General features: G+C 59.9%; 17 protein-coding genes. 4 read left to right on the top strand and 13 right to left on the bottom strand.

Annotated elements, in window-relative coordinates; translation table 11 throughout:
• The first annotated feature begins 93 nt into the window (after window positions 1-93).
• The gene (locus tag AGR13A_RS02860) at window positions 94-597 is read left to right on the top strand and encodes a plant virulence effector HPE1-like domain-containing protein (protein WP_167377385.1); all 504 of its coding nucleotides are present in this window, start codon (window positions 94-96) and stop codon (window positions 595-597) included.
• A 329-nt stretch (window positions 598-926) separates the two neighbouring features.
• Window positions 927-2,750: a methyl-accepting chemotaxis protein gene (locus tag AGR13A_RS02855; RefSeq protein WP_080833548.1), complete on the top strand. Its 1,824-nt coding sequence runs from the start codon at window positions 927-929 to the stop codon at window positions 2,748-2,750.
• A 221-nt stretch (window positions 2,751-2,971) separates the two neighbouring features.
• Here AGR13A_RS02855 and AGR13A_RS02850 read toward each other — a convergent pair whose 3' ends face one another.
• From AGR13A_RS02850 to AGR13A_RS02790, 13 genes are all read right to left on the bottom strand, one after another.
• Window positions 2,972-3,457 (bottom strand): DUF523 domain-containing protein, encoded by a 486-nt coding sequence (locus tag AGR13A_RS02850; protein WP_374701839.1) that lies wholly within the window; start codon window positions 3,455-3,457, stop codon window positions 2,972-2,974.
• Window positions 3,458-3,517: 60 nt separating this feature from the next.
• A complete protein-coding gene (gene glyS / locus AGR13A_RS02845) occupies window positions 3,518-5,671 on the bottom strand; it encodes a glycine--tRNA ligase subunit beta (protein WP_080833547.1) in 2,154 nt (717 codons plus the stop codon).
• A gap of 125 nt (window positions 5,672-5,796) precedes the next feature.
• Window positions 5,797-7,734: a DUF2207 domain-containing protein gene (locus tag AGR13A_RS02840; protein ID WP_080833545.1), complete on the bottom strand. Its 1,938-nt coding sequence runs from the start codon at window positions 7,732-7,734 to the stop codon at window positions 5,797-5,799.
• 216 nt (window positions 7,735-7,950) lie between these two features.
• Window positions 7,951-9,228 carry a 3-phosphoshikimate 1-carboxyvinyltransferase gene (locus tag AGR13A_RS02835; RefSeq protein ID WP_080833544.1) on the bottom strand — a complete coding sequence of 426 codons (1,278 nt, stop codon included), beginning with the start codon at window positions 9,226-9,228 and terminating at the stop codon, window positions 7,951-7,953.
• A gap of 87 nt (window positions 9,229-9,315) precedes the next feature.
• The gene (locus tag AGR13A_RS02830; RefSeq protein WP_080833542.1) at window positions 9,316-9,867 is read right to left on the bottom strand and encodes a LemA family protein; all 552 of its coding nucleotides are present in this window, start codon (window positions 9,865-9,867) and stop codon (window positions 9,316-9,318) included.
• Between the two features lie 120 nt (window positions 9,868-9,987).
• Window positions 9,988-10,428, bottom strand: coding sequence for a hypothetical protein (locus AGR13A_RS02825; protein ID WP_139786008.1), 441 nt, complete (start codon window positions 10,426-10,428; stop codon window positions 9,988-9,990).
• Window positions 10,429-10,479: 51 nt separating this feature from the next.
• Window positions 10,480-11,442 (bottom strand): glycine--tRNA ligase subunit alpha, encoded by a 963-nt coding sequence (locus AGR13A_RS02820; protein WP_035218800.1) that lies wholly within the window; start codon window positions 11,440-11,442, stop codon window positions 10,480-10,482.
• A gap of 80 nt (window positions 11,443-11,522) precedes the next feature.
• Window positions 11,523-11,939, bottom strand: coding sequence for a PIN domain-containing protein (locus tag AGR13A_RS02815; protein ID WP_080833540.1), 417 nt, complete (start codon window positions 11,937-11,939; stop codon window positions 11,523-11,525).
• On the bottom strand, window positions 11,936-12,166 hold the full coding sequence (locus tag AGR13A_RS02810; protein WP_035218801.1) for an AbrB/MazE/SpoVT family DNA-binding domain-containing protein: 231 nt from the start codon (window positions 12,164-12,166) through the stop codon (window positions 11,936-11,938). Before AGR13A_RS02810 ends, AGR13A_RS02815 begins: the two co-directional genes overlap by 4 nt.
• A gap of 52 nt (window positions 12,167-12,218) precedes the next feature.
• Window positions 12,219-12,413, bottom strand: a complete 195-nt coding sequence (locus AGR13A_RS02805; protein WP_020813606.1) for an NfeD family protein — start codon at window positions 12,411-12,413, stop codon at window positions 12,219-12,221.
• Between the two features lie 20 nt (window positions 12,414-12,433).
• On the bottom strand, window positions 12,434-13,300 hold the full coding sequence (locus tag AGR13A_RS02800; protein WP_035218803.1) for a S49 family peptidase: 867 nt from the start codon (window positions 13,298-13,300) through the stop codon (window positions 12,434-12,436).
• A gap of 90 nt (window positions 13,301-13,390) precedes the next feature.
• A complete protein-coding gene (locus tag AGR13A_RS02795; protein ID WP_139786007.1) occupies window positions 13,391-14,191 on the bottom strand; it encodes a tRNA1(Val) (adenine(37)-N6)-methyltransferase in 801 nt (266 codons plus the stop codon).
• 6 nt (window positions 14,192-14,197) lie between these two features.
• Window positions 14,198-14,428 carry a putative signal transducing protein gene (locus AGR13A_RS02790; RefSeq protein ID WP_080833538.1) on the bottom strand — a complete coding sequence of 77 codons (231 nt, stop codon included), beginning with the start codon at window positions 14,426-14,428 and terminating at the stop codon, window positions 14,198-14,200.
• 111 nt (window positions 14,429-14,539) lie between these two features.
• Between AGR13A_RS02790 and AGR13A_RS02785 the strand changes: the two genes are divergently transcribed.
• Window positions 14,540-15,556, top strand: coding sequence for a polyprenyl synthetase family protein (locus tag AGR13A_RS02785; RefSeq protein WP_080836461.1), 1,017 nt, complete (start codon window positions 14,540-14,542; stop codon window positions 15,554-15,556).
• A 193-nt stretch (window positions 15,557-15,749) separates the two neighbouring features.
• A complete protein-coding gene (locus AGR13A_RS02780; RefSeq protein WP_080836459.1) occupies window positions 15,750-17,597 on the top strand; it encodes a tetratricopeptide repeat protein in 1,848 nt (615 codons plus the stop codon).
• Window positions 17,598-17,601 lie beyond the last annotated feature (4 nt).

Below are 17,601 nucleotides of genomic sequence, written 5' to 3'. Positions count from 1 at the left end.
ATGGAAACGAAACATCGATAATACTTGCCCGAACATTGAATGGCGCATTGTGTCTCGAACAAGAGACCACGCCGTTATTTCGGGAGTTTTTCGATGCGTCGTCTTCTTCTCACAGCGATTGTGGCGCTGACCGGCGGGTCGGCGATGGCGTCTTCCGTCGAATATATCAATGGCACGCACATCACCAATGGCAGCTTCGTGCGCCTGGATTGCGGTGGTTGCCAGCCCCTGAAGGGCAAGACCGTGACGCAGGGTTACGCCATTCCCTCCATCGAGCCCGGCACACAGCATATGGAAATGCGCGAAATCGATGGCAAACGCACGCTGGTGCGTACCGAAGCCTGGCTGGGCGGCGCACCCGTTACTTTCGTCAGCACCAATCCGGCATGGATGCCCGGCGAGACCCAGAATGCAATCGCGACTTATGACGATGCTGAACCTGTGGCGCAGCCCGACGAAACGGCCTCAACTCCCCCCGCCATCGACGCAACGACGACGACATCGGCTGTGAAGGAAATTTCCGCGGAGAGTGCGGGAGCACCCGCAAGCGCTTCGGCTACGCCGACATTCCCGGATTTCCAATTGCGTGGCAACTGACCGAGAACGCAACGCGTATTCGCATGACAAACGTCAAATAATCGCGCCATTGCTGCATTCGCCACAATTCACGGCAACCATGCGGTGAATAACGGAATTCTCTGCCGTTATTCTGCCAATCGAGCTGATAAAGCTCTTTCTAATTAAATATTTATTCAAATTTTTGGCCGCTAAGTATTTTCATAGTGCAATGCAGCACGACATCATGTCTGGGGCGAAGGCTCGCTTTTCAGGCTGTTCACCGCGCATAAGGCGCGATTCCCATTTCCGAAACTTCGGCAGCGCGCAGCTTTTTTGGGGTGCGCGATGCAAAACGCTTGTGAGCGCCCATGAAGAACCTTTCCATTTCCCGTCAGCTGATCGTTCTCGTCGTGGCCCTGATGGCCGCCTTCTCCGTTGCGACCTTTTACCAGCTGAAATCCGCCACCGACGCGATCTATGAGGAACGCTACGGCATGTTGCGGACGCAGGTGCAGTCAGCCATTTCCATCCTGCAATCCTTCCACGACAGGGAAAAGGCTGGAACGCTTTCGCGGGACGAGGCCATGAAACAGGCCTACGCCACGGTAAGCGCCATGCGCTTCACGCCTGATGGCTATCTGTTCGGTTACGATTACGATGTGACGATGAAGTTCCATCCCGATGCCAAGCGCGTCGGCGAAAGCTTCAAGGGCAAGCCTGACAGCAAGGGTTTCGCCTATCGCGACGAGCTTGTGCGGCTTGGCCGCAATGGCGGCGGCCAGACGGATTTTTACGGTCCGAAGCCCGGCATGGAAGGCAATGACTACGCCAAGAGCTCCTATGCGCTTGCCTTCGAGCCATGGCAGGTGGTGGTCGTGACCGGCGTTTATATCGACGATCTGAACGCGCAGGTACGCGGCGAGGTGATGAAGGCGCTGTCCATCGGTGCCGCCATCTTCGTGCTGGCGCTTGCCGCCGCCTTTTACGTCATCCGTGGCATTTCCAAACCACTCGGCGACATTCACCGTGCGCTCGGTGAAGTGGCCAATGAGAACGTCTCGCTCGCCATTCCCCATACCGGCCTGACCAACGAAGTGGGCATGATGGCCAAGGCCACCGCCTCGCTCCAGGACAAGGTACGCGAGCGCCACGCCATGCAGCGCCGGCAGGAAGAACAGCAGAACCAGCTCGACACCGAGCGCCAGAACAATCTCGACATGCAACGCGATGAGGCCGCCTTGCAGGCGCGTGTCGTCACCACCATCGGCGAGGCACTGGAGAAGCTCGCCGGCGGCGATCTGACCGTGCGCTGCGGCGATCTCGGCAATCGTTATGCGGCGCTGCGCGACAATTTCAACGAGGCCCTGACCCATCTCGACGCCGCCATGGCCAAGGTGAATTCCAAGAGCATCGATATTGGCGGTTCCAAGGAAGAAATTCGCAAGGCCTCCAACGAGCTTTCGCAGCGCACCGAACGGCAGGCTGCAAACCTCGAGGAAACTTCGGCCGCTCTGGATGAATTGACCGTTGCGGTGCGCCAAACAGCAGAGGGTGCAGCCGACGCCGCCAAGCGCGTCACCACCGTCAGCTCCGAAGCCATGCGTAGCGACCGGGTGGTGGAAGAAGCGATATCAGCGATGAGCGGTATCGAACAGTCTTCCGACCAGATTTCCAACATCATCGGCGTGATCGACGACATCGCTTTCCAGACCAACCTTCTGGCGCTGAATGCCGGTGTGGAAGCGGCGCGCGCGGGCGAAGCCGGCAAGGGCTTTGCCGTGGTGGCGCAGGAAGTGCGTGAACTGGCGCAGAAATCCGCCGCCGCCGCCAAGGAGATCAAGGACCAGATCGCCCGCTCTTCCGCCCAGGTGGAAAACGGCGTGCGGCTTGTCGGCGAGGCCGGCGACGCGCTGAAACGGATTTCGGACCAGATCAAATCGGCAAACGAAATCGTCAGCAAGATCGCCCATTCGGCGGCCGAACAGGATACGACATTGCGCTCTATCTCCTCGTCGCTCAACCAGCTCGATGTCGCCACCCAGCACAATGCGGCGATGGCGGAAGAAACCACGGCTTCGGCGGAAGCGCTGGCCGTCGACACCGAGGAACTGCTGAACCTCATCCGCGGCTTCCGCGTCTCCTCCGGCCACCAGCTTCATGGCATGGCAGAGCAGATGCGCATGGCGGGGTGACCACGAACGGTCTCGGCGATTGAAACAAAATGCCGGGCACAGACCCGGCATTTTTATGTGCTCTCCAAAACGTTCCCTACATATTCGGCGGCGTCCTCGGGCTCCACCCGAGGACCCATGGCCAGATTGCATTGTGGATCCTCGCCTCAAGGGCGAGGATGACGGCAGGGAGTATTTACCACCTCGGGAAGCAGGCGATGCAGTATTTGCAGCGCTTCATTTCAGCGGGTCAGCGCATCGAGATGATCGATATCAGCAGGTGAAAATACGGCAATACCGGCTTTTTCGAGCAGCGCCGCCGTCACCCCATTGCCCGCATGTTTGATGCCAGAAAACGAACCGTCATAGATTGCAACCGACCCACAGGACGGGCTGCCGTCGATCAGAAGCGCATAAGTGCAGCCATTGGCCCTGGCGAAGGCCAGCGCTTTTTCCGCGCCGGCGATAAATTGCGCCGTGACATCGCCGCCGGTCACTTCCAGCACACGGGCGCGGCCCTCCAGCACATCGACACCCGAGGCACCCTTCTCGATTTCCGCCGGCGGGCGCGGCACGGGCATGCCGCCCGCCATTTCCGGACAGATCGTGACCAGCCTGCCCTCCTGCCGCCAGCGGTCTACCGCCGGGTGGGACAGGGGTTTGCCTCTGCCGTCATAACGGACCGGCTGGCCGAGGAGGCAGGCGCTGATGAGGATTTTGGGGGAGATGTCCGGCAGGACAGAGGGGGGTGAACCAAGTACGCTGACATACCCGGCCACCCAATCCCCTCACCCCGTAATCTTCGAGAAATCCGCAACCGTTCCCGTCGCCTCGCGAATAGCCTTCAGCAGCGCCAGACGGTTGGCGCGGATGGCCGCATCCTCGTCATTAACGAGCACATCCTCGAAGAACCTGTCGACGGGCGCGCGAAGTGTGGAGAGCGCCTGCATGGCAGAGCGGAAATCCTCGCCCGCAACAGCCTTCGCAGCGTCGGCAGAGGCGGTCTTGATCGCCGCGTAGAGCGCCTTTTCGGCATCGAGCTTCAACAGCTCTTCCGAAACGCTGTTCGCCACCACGGTGCCCTTCTTTTCCTCGGCAGCCAGAAGCTGGGTTGCGCGCTTGGCGCCTGCCAGAAGGTTGCGGCCATCCTCGCCGGTGATGAAGGCGGTGAGCGCCTCGACACGGCGGGCGATCATCAGCAGATCGTCGGATTCCGGCGTCAGAACGGCGTCAATCAGATCGTAACGTGCGCCGAGGTCGCGGAGATAGACTTTCAGGCGGTCGTGGAAGAAGGACAGAAGGTCCGGGTCCTTCGCAACGCTCAGCAGCGGAAGCCGCACGTTTTTCTCAAGCAGAATACGCACGACGCCCAGCGCCGCACGGCGCAGCGCGAAGGGGTCCTTGGAGCCGGTCGGCTTCTCATCGATAGCCCAGAAACCAACGAGTGTATCGAGCTTGTCGGCCAGAGCGACCGTGATCGCCACCTTGTCGGCCGGCAGGCGGTCAGAGGGACCCTGCGGCTTGTAGTGGTCTTCGATGGCGGCGGCAACGCTTTCGTTTTCGCCCTGCAGCGCCGCATATTTACGGCCCATCAGGCCCTGAAGCTCGGGGAATTCACCGACGGCTTCGGTGCGCAGGTCGGCCTTGGCCAGTACCACGGCGCGGTCCACCAGATCGGCATCGGCGCCGACAACCGGGGCCAGCGCCTTCGCCAGTTCGCGGATGCGGGCCACGCGCTCACCCTGCGTGCCGAGCTTCGCATGGAAGGTAACGTTCAATGCATCGAGCTTCGCCATGCGCTGGTCGAGCGGATTCTTGAGATCGAGGTTGAATTTCGCAGCCGAATCTTTGAGCGTTTCCAGATCGGGCAGATCGCCCTGGTCGCGGTTCCAGAAATGGCGGGCATCCGACAGGCGGGCGCGCACGACCTTGCCATTGCCATGGATGATTTCCTTGCCGCCATCGCTCGCCTCGATGTTCGAGATCAGGATGAAACGGTTGGAAAGACCCTCTTCCGCACCCTGATTGCGGGTGACGAAACACTTCTGGTTGGTCTTGATGGTGAGGCGAATGATTTCCGCAGGGATTTGCAGGTAATCCTCTTCGAAGGTGCCCATCAGCACCTGCGGCCATTCGACGAGGCCGGAGACTTCTTCCAGCAGGCCTTCATCTTCCACCAGTTCGAGACCGTTGGCGAAAGCCAGATCCTTGGCGTCGTGCAGGATGATATCCTTGCGGCGCTCGGCATCGAGAATGACCTTCGCCTTTTCGAGGCTCGAGACATAATCCTCGAAACGGCGCACGGTAATCGGGCCCGGCGCATGGAAACGATGGCCATAGGTGACGTTGCCGGCGACGATGCCGTCGATCACGAAAGGAATGACCTGGGTTTCATCATGCTCGGGGCCGAACAGGCAGACGATGGATTGCAGCGGCCGCACCCAGCGCAGGCTTTCGGAACCCTTGCCCTCGATGCCGGCATAGCTCGATCCCTTCGGCATGGAGGCCGGGCCGGAGCGCATGGATTTCGGCCAGGGGAAAGAACGGATGATGCCGGGCATCACTTCCGCGATGATCTCTTCCGCCGGACGGCCGGGCTTGTTGATGATGGCGATGTAGAAATCGCCCTTCTTCGGATCGGAAACGACCTGCGCTTCCGAAATGTCGTTGAGGCCGGCGCCGCGCAGAAAGCCCTCGATGGCCTTTTCATTGGCGTCGGTGCGCGGGCCCTTCTTTTCCTCACGCACATCGGCGGAGCGGGCGTTGAGGCCGCGAATATCCAGCGTCAGGCGGCGCGGCGTCCAATATTCGCGCGCGCCCTCATAGGTCAGCCCTCTCTCCACCAAGGCATCGGTGACGAGTTTCTTCAGATCGCCCGCCGCCTTGCGCTGCATGCGGGCGGGGATTTCCTCGGAGCGAAGTTCAAGCAGAAGATCGGGCATGGGATCAGGACTTTATCTTTGTATCTTTTGTCGGACGATGTATGCCGTGAAAAACGACAGGTCGGCTTAGCAAGCAACGCGGCAAAAGTCACCAAGGCATTCGGTTAAATTACCGCCGGCGCGTATCACCAGCCGCCACCACCGCCGCCCCCGCCGCCGGAGCCGGAAAAACCGCCGCCGCCACCGCCCGAAAAGCTGGAGCCGGACGAGCTGACGGGCTGGGGAATGGTGGAAGCGATGGTATTGGCCATGGAGGTGGAAAAGCCGCCGATCCTGTCGCCAAAGTTTCCGTAATTGCTGCCCGCATACCAGCCGGGCGCATAACTTGCAGCAGCGGCACCGGCGGCAGCCGTTGCGAGCCAGGCCTCGAAGGTTCGGCTCCACGGTTTTTCGACGCCGAGCGCCACGGCATAGGGCAGCAACGTCTCGAAATGCTGCGGCGACATGGCGGGCGCACCAGCCATGTTCATCCGGTCTTTTTCCGCCAGCGTCAGATAGGTTCGGAGGCCTTCAATGCCATCCATCAGCTTGCGGCCGAGCGGCGTCGGCGCGCCCATCAGGAACAGGAACAGCGCATTGGTCAGCACGATGCCGCCAATGGCGGCCAGCGCCAGCGACTTGGTGTCATGCGTCACATCCAGCAGGATTTGCGTGGCGATGCCGCCAATGGCGGAAAAGGCCACGAAACCGGCAAAGGCCAGCATGACGATGCCGCCGATCCGCTTGCGCAGCGGTGCGCCGCGCGAAAACTGGCGGCCGATGCCGATCGACAGGATGCTGAAAAAGAAGGCGAAAAAGCCGAAGACCAGCACGGCGGCAATGGCGCTTTCATCCAGATCGCCGAAGATCAACGTCGCGACGATGAGGGCGATGCTGAGGAAGACGCCGAAGACGATGTAACCGGCATTACTCCGGTAATATTTGCCGCGATGTTCTTTCTCTATCGCCGCGCGAAACTGTGTTCCGACCTTTTCAACCTCCGCACCATGGGCCTTGTCGATGGTCAGCGTCTTGCCAGGGCCGCCGATGGAGGACAGCAGCGTCTTCTGGCCGGTCGGCAGATCGGCAGCGGTCGCCTTTTCCGTGCGGCGAATGACGATGGCGTTCTTCAAGTCCTCCAGAACGACATAACCCTTCACCGCAAGATCAAGGGCCGAGGCAGAGAGCGCTGTCCAGCCGGCACCCGAAAAGCCCCTGTTATCGACGTAATTGACCAGAGCCGGCGAAAGCCCCTCCGGTGCATCCCAGCGCGGCACGACCACGCCCTTCGCCGGATCGCGGCCGACGGCGAACCACGCCCGCAGGTAATAAAGCAGCACGACAAAAAGCCCGCTGCCCGAAAGCAGAATGGCGAGATTATCCCGCAGCCACCAGCCCGCCTCCTGCGAGGTGTCGGGTGCGGCAATCGCGCCCTTGGGGAGCTTGACGGCGACCGTCATGCCCTCACCCACTGTGAAGGGGCGGGTGGAGGCGAAGAATACCTCGTTACCTTCGTTCAGAATGCGCGCATCCTTGCCCTTCGCACCCAGAGGACCGGTGAAGACGGCCGTATCTGTCGCCCTGACGCCCTGCGGCAGCGTGATGGTGGCGGAAATCTCGCCCATGGGGAATTGCCAGCCATTGCCGGTGACGTTCCAGGTCAGCTCGTCATAATCGCTGAAATAACGGATCTGCCGGGCGGTGGTGTAGGTTATCTGGAAGATATGCTCGCCGGTCGGCAGAAAACGCTCGGCGCTGCCGGTATAGATGCGGATGCCGCCATCGATATTCTCGGTGCGCCAGTTTTCCGGCGCGCCATCGCGCTCCACCGAAACGACGTTGAAATCCACCTTGGTGCGGCGATTATTCGCATCCAGCGCATAAAGCGGGAAATCGCGAAAGATGCCGCGTTTGATGTTCTGCCCTTCGGCGCGGGCGGTGATGGTTTCCGTCACCGTCAGCTTGCCATCCGCCGCCACCTCGACAACGGAATGGTAGGAGCGGATGAATTCCTCCGCGAAGGCCGGGAAGGCCGCGCCCAGGAAGATGAACAACGCGAGAAGTCTTGCGGCGATGGTCTTCACGGGCGGTTCTCCTTAAGGGAATGGAGCATTTCCGGTTTCAAGTGATGATGCGCAGCACGGTCATTCCGTCATACCGGTCCCCGGATCAAGTCCGAGGATGACCCGGTATCCAGCAGCTGCGCGTCTGCGCGGCTTGAAAAGTCTTTCGCGATCAAGGACTTGATCGCGCTGGATTCCGGCTCAAGGCCGGAATGACGGAAAACCAATATCGTTCTTCTAATGCTGCGGCTCGGCAGCGCTTTCCTTTTCCGTGTACTCGACCCCGAGCGAGGCGAGCTCTTTCCAGTAAGCCGGGTAGGTCTTGCCCACGCAGGCAGGGTTCTGGATGGCAATGCCGCCGATCTTCAGCGCCGCCAGCGCAAAGCTCATGGCGATGCGGTGGTCGGCAAAGGTATCGATGGAGGCCTTGACCGTCTGGCCCGCAAGAGCCGGATCGGAATGCACGATCAGGTCGTCGCCTTCCTCATGTGCCAGACCGTTACGGATTTCGTTGAGGCCGAGCGACACGGCGCGGATACGGTCGCACTCCTTGACGCGCAGATTGGCGATGCCGACGAAACGCACCGGCGTCTCGTTGAAGGCGGCGAGAACCGCGATGGTCGGAATGGCGTCCTGCATCTGCGAACCGTCGATTTCGGCGGGCAAATGCGGAAACTTCGCCATGACCTCATAGGCCTTGGCATCCGGCTGGGTGAATTTATCGGCCGGCGTGCCGATATCGATCGCGCCGCCGGTCAGAAGCTCCGCGCCCCAGAGATAGGTGGCGGCGGAGGCATCCGGCTCGATGTGGAAATCGGTCGCCGTGTAACCCGTCGGATGCACGCGCCAGATGGCGTTGCTGACCCGCTCCACCTTGGCGCCGAAGGCTTCCATGGCCGATGTGGTGAGATCGATATAGCCCTTGGCGCCGATTTCCTCGCCCTTGAGGATGATATCGACAGGCTTGTCGCCGCAGGCGGCCGCCATCAGAAGTGCCGACACATATTGGCTGGAAAGATTGGCGTCGATGGTGACGCTGCCCTTCGGGAACCCTGTGCCCTTGCCGCAGACGGTGACGGGCGGGCAGCCGGTCGGCGCTTCCGCCTCGACACCGAGGGAGCGCAGGGCCTCCACCAGCGGCATGATCGGGCGTTTGCGCATGTGCTCGTCGCCATCGATGATGACGGCGCCATCGACAAGTGCGGCAGCAGCGGTGAGGAAGCGCGTGGCGGTGCCGGCATTGCCGAGGAAAAGCGGCTTTTCCGGCTGCTGCAGTACACCCGTGCCTTCCACCACAAAGGTGGTGGCATCAGGCTCGGTGACCTTGACGCCCATCTCGCGCAGGGCTTCGGCCATATAAAGCGTGTCGTCGCTTTTCAGTGCGCCGGTCAGGCGGCTTTTGCCCCTGGCAAGACCAGCCAGCAAAAGCGCACGATTGGTGATGGATTTGGAGCCGGGCGGCTCGACCTTGCCGGAAAGCGGGTGGTCGGGCGGGGTGATGGTCAGTTCGATCATGATTGTCGTCTTGTCAAAGAATGCGGCGCGGGGCCGGATTATCGGAATTTGAACGGGAGGTCTTAAGCCGCCGGCGGAACAGTGCGCTTAGAATTTCACTGTCGGCACAGCGCGGTCGGCCGGGTTCTCGATCTCGAAATAGGGTGCCTTGGCAAAGCCGAACTGGCCTGCGACCAGATTGGAGGGGAAGCTATCCACCTTGACGTTGAGATCGCGGGCGGCGCCATTGTAATAACGGCGCGACATCTGGATTTCGCTTTCGATGGTTTCCAGCGACCGCTGCAATTCCAGAAAGTTCGTATTGGCCTTGAGATCGGGATAGGCTTCAGCAAGTGCGAAGAGTTTACCGAGCGCCTGCGACAGCAGCCCTTCCGCCTGGGCGCGACCTTCGACATCGCCCGCCGGCACGGCCTGTGCCCGGTTGCGCATGGCGATCACCTCCTCGAAGGTGCTCTTTTCATGCGCCGCGTAACCCTTCACTGTCTCGATGAGGTTGGGAATGAGATCGGCGCGGCGCTTCAGCTGCACGTCGATGCCCGACCACGCCTCTTCCTTCATCTGCCGCGCCTTGACGAGGCCGTTATAGATGAAGACGACATAAAGCGCGATTGCCGCGATGATTGCCAGCGTGATGAACATGAATTGCGATTCCCAGCTTCGTTGCGCGCAAGATAGCCGCTCATTACCGCAAAGTCATGGGGCTTCGCTCATTCTGTCCGTTTTTGCCGGAACGGACACGCTGCACGAAGCAAGCACCCGTTATTTATAAAAGACGGTGCAATATAATCTCAGGCCAGATGTCTTCCTTACGAAAAGAGTATGCGAGGCAAGTCTGTAGCCGCGTTCAGCCCAATAGTTCTTGTTTTCACCCAGATGGTTCCAGCCATCTATTTCCCAATCAAGCATTTGCGTATTGCGCGTATAGTGCATGCGGACAAGCGCGCTACCCACATCAAGCGTTCGCTGGCCGCTATCCTTGCAATCCATGCGGGTGACGATCATTCCGAAGGAACGCAGCTTGTCGGCGCGGGCAAAGGCATCCTTGCCGCTCATCCAGTCTGTCGTTTCCGCAGCCGCGCTATTGCCGAGAATGCATCCGAGTGTAAGCACAAATAAAAAACAGAAATTTCTAATATTATTCACGGTTAAACCCATCGCTATATTCAGCATACCAATCCATACAAAATAAAAGGCCGTCAAGAACGGCCCTTCAAATTATCAAAAATTCAGACAAGAGCTTACCGCTGAAAATCAGGCGGCCCTGTTCCAGTTCAGCCCGCCCGCATCCGTCAGCAGGAAGGCCTCGCCGCAGGCTTTTGCCAGCGTGCGCACGCGCAGGATGTAGCTCTGGCGTTCCGTCACCGAGATCACACCGCGCGCATCCAGAAGGTTGAAGACATGGCTGGCCTTGATGCACTGGTCATAGGCCGGGAACACGCATTTGTGCAGGCGCTGATTGTCGTTATCACCGGGCGCACCGGCGGCGAGAAGCGCCTGGCATTCCTTTTCGGCGTCGATGAAATGGCGATGCAGCATGGCCGTATCGGCAAATTCGAAATTATGGCGGGAATATTCCTGCTCGGCCTGCAGGAAGACGTCGCCATAGGAAATCTTCTCTTCGCCTTCGCGGCCGTTGAAGTTCAGGTCGTAGACATTGTCGACGCCCTGAACATACATGGCGAGACGCTCCAGACCATAGGTCAGCTCACCCGCAACCGGCGAGCACTCGATGCCGCAGACCTGCTGGAAGTAGGTGAACTGCGACACTTCCATGCCGTCGCACCAGCATTCCCAGCCGAGACCCCAGGCGCCGAGCGTCGGGCTTTCCCAATCGTCTTCGACGAAGCGCACATCGTGCAGCAGCGGATCGAGGCCGATCGCCTTCAGCGAACCGAGATAGAGTTCCTGAAGGTTGGAAGGGTTGGGCTTCAGGATGACCTGATACTGGTAATAATGCTGCAGGCGGTTGGGGTTTTCGCCGTAACGGCCATCGGACGGGCGGCGCGAAGGCTGCACATAAGCGGCCTTCCACGGCTTCGGTCCAAGCGCACGCAGCGTCGTCGCCGGATGAAACGTGCCCGCGCCCACTTCCATATCGTAAGGCTGCAGCACCGCGCAGCCCTTGTCGGCCCAGTAATTGTGCAGCGTCAGGATCAGCGCCTGAAAGGAACGCTTCGGGTTCATATGGTCGGGAATATCGGTCATTGCAGTCATCGCGGCGTTAGGAGGACAAGTAAGCATTGACTTACTTCGGATGCGGACTGGTGCCACGGCATGGCGTGGGGGTCAAGGTTTTATGCGTGGAGGCGGGCGGTGAACGGGTTAACGATCTTCATTCGCCCTTCGACGGTGAGACCGTCATGCATGTCTTCGGAGAGGAACACGCTGCTTTCAGCCTCCAGGGCTGCTGCTACCATCAACGCGTCATAGAAGGCGAAGTTATATTTATCGACAAGATCAATAGCGCTCGCATTTAACTGCACATCGAGTTCAACGACTGTCACCGCCATTCGACGGAGACCATCCAGCGACCTACGGATTTCAACCCATTTTTGAGGCCACTTCCGCCGGACAACACTCGCAAATTCATTGAATGCCTGAACGCTCGTCACATAAGGTTTAGAAACGATCTCTTGGGCCTTGGATGACCGTTCGTCATCCAGAAAGGCATAGATGAAGATATTCGTATCGAGAAAGGGCAAATGGCTCAACGCTCATTTGCCTCTTCGCGGTCGAATTTCCAGCCGGGTGGAAGCTGCCAACGCTGAGCGCGAATATACGACAGTATCTTTTCGCGCTCCTCCTGTGAAATAGAAGCAGGCGGTTCCTGTGTCGGCACAGAAACATCCACCTCGTCGCCCTCCTTGATATGCAAGGCTTCCGCGACATCCGCCGGAATGCGGACCGCAAGACTATCGCCCCATTTCGTGACACGCATGACAGCCTCCTTACTTGAAAGCGACTATAGCAAATTCCACGTTACAGGAAAATTACGTCTCATCCTCGCGCTTCACGCGGTATTCGCCGGTTTCCGGGTCCTTGATCAGCGTGCCGATGGCGCCGGTCTCGCGTTCCTTTTCGCGCTGTTTCGATTTCGCCGAAAGCTTTTCCGCATCGCGGACAAAGCGGCGGTAAAGGATGACGGATCCCACCACCAGAAGAAGAATTGTAATCAGCTGCGCCATAAGGCCCTATTCCTGCGACATCATAGACCGAAACGCGACCACAATGCCTTTTCTTCGGCGACCTCCGCAAGTCCCGAGACGGCCCCTGCGGCCAGCCTTTCGGCATTGAGGTCGAGCGCCGCATTGACGCCTGGCACTTTTTTGCCAAACAGCGAGCGTCCGCCGCTGACGAGCTGAAGCTTGACCTTTTCGCCGAAGCGGCGGCGCAAAATCTCCCTCATATCGCCCAACCCGTCGATCAGGCCGAGGTCGAGACCGCGCATGCCGGTCCAGAATAGGCCGGAGAAGAGCGTCTCATCGTCCTTCAGTTTCGAGCCGCGACGCATCTTGACCATATCGATGAAAACATTGTGGATTTCGACCTGGAGCGACTTCAGATATTCGATATCGCCTTCCTTTTCCGGCTGAAAGGGATCGAGGATCGCCTTGTTCTCGCCGGCCGTATAAACGCGGCGCTCCACGCCGATCTTCCGCAGCATTTCCGGGAAACCGAAGCCGCCCGAAACGACGCCGATAGAACCGACGATGGAGGTGGGGTCGGCGATGATCTCGTCGCCGGCAAGCGCGATCATGTAGCCGCCGGAGGCAGCCACGTCTTCCACGAAGATCAGGACCTTCTTTTCCTTTTCCTCGGCAAGCTGACGGATGCGATTATAGATCATCCGCGCCTGCACCGGCGAGCCGCCGGGAGAGTTGAGCGAAATGGCAACAGCCGGCGCGTCCTTGATGGCAAAGGCTTTTTCAAGCAGCGGCGCATAGGAGGCGAGATTGAGCGCGGGGCGAAACTGGTTACCACCCGCCATGATGGCGCCATGCATGCGCACCACCGGGATGACGAGTTCTTTTTTGCGAAAGCGTTTCGGTACCAGATACTTCAGAAAACCCACAACTCAATCCTCGCAGCAATTGCCTGTTCGTCAGGCATGTATGTATCGCCCGGGAAAACGCAATGGTTTACGCCCGGCGGAACCGCGATTTTATAGGCCCGGCCTGATTGCCTTTACATTACGGCGATAGGCGGCGCGGCCATTGTTCAGGTCATCCACGAAGGGTGTGAAGGCGTGGCTGCCGGTCTCATGCATGACGAGCGGCGCCCGGAACGATAACCTCGCCCGCGAGCCCTTGATGGCGGTGACGAGCATACGCACCGCATCTTCGCCCGGGCGCGGATGAATGAGGGTGATCTCCATGCCGCCGAAACGGGCACCGCAGGCGGCAATGATGTCCGCCACCGATTGCGGCCTTGAAATCAGGGAAAGCTGCCCGCCCGGAACCATGATCGCGCCAGCCGTCCTGATCCAGTCCTCGAACAGACCCTCCGTCATGGCGTGGGCTTCAGCCTTCAACGCATCCGGCGTGCGGCGATCGCCCGCATCATTATAGGGCGGGTTCATGATGACGTGGTGGAAATAGGCGTCCGGCAAGCCGGCTTCGACGCGCGCCTTGGCACGCAGGGTCACATCCGCCTGACATAAGCTGACGCGGGCGGAGAAGACGGCATTTTCCGGCAATGCGAGACTGCGGCGGGCAAATTCCGCCATTTCCGGCGAGCGCTCGTAGAGTGTCACTTCAGCCTTTTCGAGCCGGGCGGCAACAGCAAAGCCCGCCGCACCCGCGCCCGCGCCGAGATCAGCGACCCGGCAGGCGCGCTCATCCGTCACCAGCGAGGCGAGAAGCATGGCGTCCATGCCGGCGCGATGGCCCCTGCCCTTGGGCTGGATGATGTGAAACTTGCCCCGGTGAAAGGCGTCGATCGTTTCGGAAATGCCGCCGCCCACTGCCGCTCAAGCCTCTTCGTTGCGCAGCTCGTCGCCCAGCCCGGCATCGAAGAGGATGCGACGGGCCTGATCGGCACGATCCTCTTCAACCAGAAACCGGCGGGGCAGAAGACCGAGCGAACCTTCCAGAATGCTCATCGCCTGATCGGCGACAAGGCAATGGATACCAGCGTCCTTCATCAGGCTTTCGGCGAAGGACAGGAGGACGGCATCGTTGGTACGGATCAGTTCACGCATGGATAGACCTTAAATTCCCATCTTTTTGAATGGCTAGCGGCAATTCGCCCCTTGCCGCGCAAGGCGTCAGTTTTTATTGTCGAATTCAAATTCGAACTGGAGTCCTGTCCCTTGGGCGTCGTCATACCGCTTGAAGAAAGCAAAAACAAACTCGCATCCGTCAAGCCGCTTGTCGACCTGACCCGCCCCGACATGGAACGGGTGAACCAGCTTATCCTTTCCAAGGCGGGTTCCGATGTCCAGATGATACCTGAGGTGGCCAACCATCTCATCTCGTCAGGCGGCAAGCGCCTGCGTCCGATGCTGACGCTCGCTTCGGCCTCGATGTTCGGTTACGAGGGCGACCACCACATCAAGCTCGCCACCAGCGTGGAATTCATGCACACGGCAACGCTTCTGCATGACGACGTGGTGGATGAGAGCGATCTGCGCCGCGGCAAATCCACCGCCCGCACCATATGGGGCAACCAGGCGAGCGTTCTCGTTGGTGACTTCCTGCTCGGCCAGGCCTTCCGCATGATGGTGGATGTCGGCTCGCTCGATGCTCTCGACGTGCTGTCCACTGCCGCCTCGGTGATCGCCGAGGGCGAGGTGCTGCAGCTTTCGGTCGCCAAGAACATGGAAACGACGGAAGACGATTATCTGCAGGTGATTCGCGCCAAGACGGCCGCCCTTTTCGCGGCGGCGGCGGAAGTCGGCCCGATCGTTGCGAAGACCGACAAGGCGACCCGCGGCGCGCTCAAATCCTACGGCATGAATCTCGGCCTCGCCTTCCAGCTCGTCGACGACGTGCTGGACTACGGCGGCAAGTCCGCCGATCTCGGCAAGAATACCGGTGATGATTTCCGTGAGGGCAAGATCACCCTGCCGGTCATCCTGTCCTATCGTCGCGGCACCCAGGATGAGCGCGCCTTCTGGCGCAACGCCATTGAGAAGGGTGAAAGCAGCGACGAGAACCTCGAAAAGGCGCTGGGCCTGATCACCAAATATAATGGCCTCGGCGATACGATCGGCCGCGCCACGCATTACGGCACCATCGCCCGCGACGCGCTGGCACCGCTGCCGCAGAGCCCATGGAAAAATGCGCTTCTGGAAGTGATCGACTTCTGCATTGAGCGTCTGAACTGACGCCCAAGGCCCGGGCAAACGGCGGATGGACAAGATCATCCCGCCTGATGTCTGGGGGCCAGCTTCTCCGCAAGGCGTGATTGTGGCGTGGGCCATAATTTCTTGCGGGGTTGCTTCAAAAAAGCCATTCTATGGTGACCAAACAATGGAAACTGATTTTTCCGTGCATCTGCACAAAGGCAAAGGTTCCCTCATGCGGCGTAAACCAGCACTCCGTCTTCTCTGCAGCGCGGCTCTTGCCGCCGCTCTCGCAATCGGCGCGGGTGCCAGCCCCGGCTTTGCGGAAACGAAGGCGAAACCGGAAGAAAAGGCCGTCACGTTCGATCCCGGCAAGGTGAACACCTTCTCCGGCGCTTTCCTCGCCGGGCGCAATGCCGATGTCGACCAGGACTATCCGACCGCGATTTCGCTTTACAAGAAGGCACTGGAATTCGATCCGGCCAATACGGAAATCCGCCAGCGGCTGATGATCGCCGAACTCCTGAGCGGCAATTTCGAGGCCGGCGCCAAGATCGCCGATTCCATGAAGGATGACACCTCCGTCGAGCGCGTGACGACCATCGTGCGCGGTCTCGACGCCATCAAGGACAAGGACTTCGCCAAGGCCGAGAAGATCCTGAAATACACGGGTCCCAACGATCTCGACCGCATGGTCAATACGCTTTTGACCGCATGGGCGCGTGCCGGCTCCGGCAAGCCGAAGGAAGCGCTGGCGCTGGTCAACAACATGAAGGGCCCGGGCTGGATCTCGATTTTCCAGAAATACAATGCGGCGGCCATCGCCCTCGTTTCCGGCAACAATGAAGCTGCCCGCAAGAGCCTGAACGAAGCGGTGACGGATCGTGAAGGCGGGGCAACCGCCTCCGACACCTATATGCGCGCCGTGATGGCGCTTGCCCGGCTCGAAGCTTCCGCCGGCAACAAGCAGAAGGCGCTGGACGCGATTGCGGTCGGCGATACTTTCGCGCCGAATTACGCGCCGCTGAAGGCGCTTCGCCAGGCTATCGAGAGTGGTGACAAGCCCGAGCAGCAGATTACCAATGCCGTGGAGGGCGCTGCCAGCGTCATGTTCTCCATCGCCGGCGCGTTGAACCGCGAAGGTGCGGAAGAAATCGTCACGCTTTATTTGCAGACATCGCGCGCTCTCGATCCGAAGAGCCCGGATACGCTCATCCTTCTCGGCGGTCTCTCCGAAGCGCTGAAACAGCCTGACCGCGCCATCGCCTTCTACCGCGAGGTGCCGAAGGATTCGCCGATGTATCGCATTTCCGAGCTGCAGCTCGGACTGACGCTTGCGCAGACGGGCAAGGTGGACGAGGCGCGCAAGCATCTCCAGTCCCTGCTTGAATCCGATCCGAAGGACGTCCGTTCCTATCTCGCTTATGGCAGCGTGCTTTCGGACGCCAAGGATTACCGCGCCATGGCCGAAAACTACGACAAGGCCATCGAGGTAATCGGCGCCGTGCCGCAGAAGTCCGACTGGTCGGTGTTCTTCCAGCGCGGCATCGCCTATGAGCGGCTGAAGGAATGGGACAAGGCCGAACCGAATTTCAAGCGGGCATTGGAATTGAACCCCGAGCAGCCGCAGGTGCTGAACTATCTCGGTTATTCCTGGGTGGACAAGGGCATCAATCTTGACGACGGCATGAAGATGATCAGCCGCGCCGTCGAGCTCCGTCCGAATGACGGCTATATCGTCGATTCGCTTGGCTGGGCGCATTATCGCCTCGGCGCTTTCGATGAGGCCGTGACCGAGCTGGAGCGGGCAATCGAACTCAAGGCCGGCGATCCGACGATCAACGACCATCTGGGTGATGCCTACTGGCGCGTCGGCCGCAAGATCGAGGCGGTCTATCAGTGGAACCGCGCTTTGATCGGCGACAGCGACGATGTGGACAAGGCCAAGGTGAACGAAAAGATCGCCAACGGCCTGCCGCCCCTGGAAAAGGATGCCGAAAACACCGCTAAGAAGGAAGTGGCACCGCCCCCGCCTGCTCCTCCGGCTCCGGCACCGGCCGCCACTCCGGACAAGAAATCCTGACGCC

Origin of the sequence: Agrobacterium genomosp. 13 str. CFBP 6927 (assembly GCA_900012615.1) — a bacterium.
Lineage (GTDB): Bacteria > Pseudomonadota > Alphaproteobacteria > Rhizobiales > Rhizobiaceae > Agrobacterium.
Note: the sequence above shows the minus strand (reverse complement) of the source record. Positions and strands in the feature narration are given on the sequence as shown.

Coding starts and splice junctions, on each gene's coding strand:
- AGR13A_RS02820 (WP_035218800.1), bottom strand. CDS start 11,442: ATGACTGCAATGACCGATATTCCCGACCATATGAACCCGAAGCGTTCC.
- AGR13A_RS02805 (WP_020813606.1), bottom strand. CDS start 12,413: ATGGCGCAGCTGATTACAATTCTTCTTCTGGTGGTGGGATCCGTCATC.
- AGR13A_RS02855 (WP_080833548.1), top strand. CDS start 927: ATGAAGAACCTTTCCATTTCCCGTCAGCTGATCGTTCTCGTCGTGGCC.
- AGR13A_RS02830 (WP_080833542.1), bottom strand. CDS start 9,867: ATGTTCATCACGCTGGCAATCATCGCGGCAATCGCGCTTTATGTCGTC.
- AGR13A_RS02860 (WP_167377385.1), top strand. CDS start 94: ATGCGTCGTCTTCTTCTCACAGCGATTGTGGCGCTGACCGGCGGGTCG.
- AGR13A_RS02835 (WP_080833544.1), bottom strand. CDS start 9,228: ATGATCGAACTGACCATCACCCCGCCCGACCACCCGCTTTCCGGCAAG.
- AGR13A_RS02780 (WP_080836459.1), top strand. CDS start 15,750: ATGCGGCGTAAACCAGCACTCCGTCTTCTCTGCAGCGCGGCTCTTGCC.
- AGR13A_RS02810 (WP_035218801.1), bottom strand. CDS start 12,166: ATGCGTGTCACGAAATGGGGCGATAGTCTTGCGGTCCGCATTCCGGCG.
- AGR13A_RS02790 (WP_080833538.1), bottom strand. CDS start 14,428: ATGCGTGAACTGATCCGTACCAACGATGCCGTCCTCCTGTCCTTCGCC.
- glyS (WP_080833547.1), bottom strand. CDS start 5,671: ATGCCCGATCTTCTGCTTGAACTTCGCTCCGAGGAAATCCCCGCCCGC.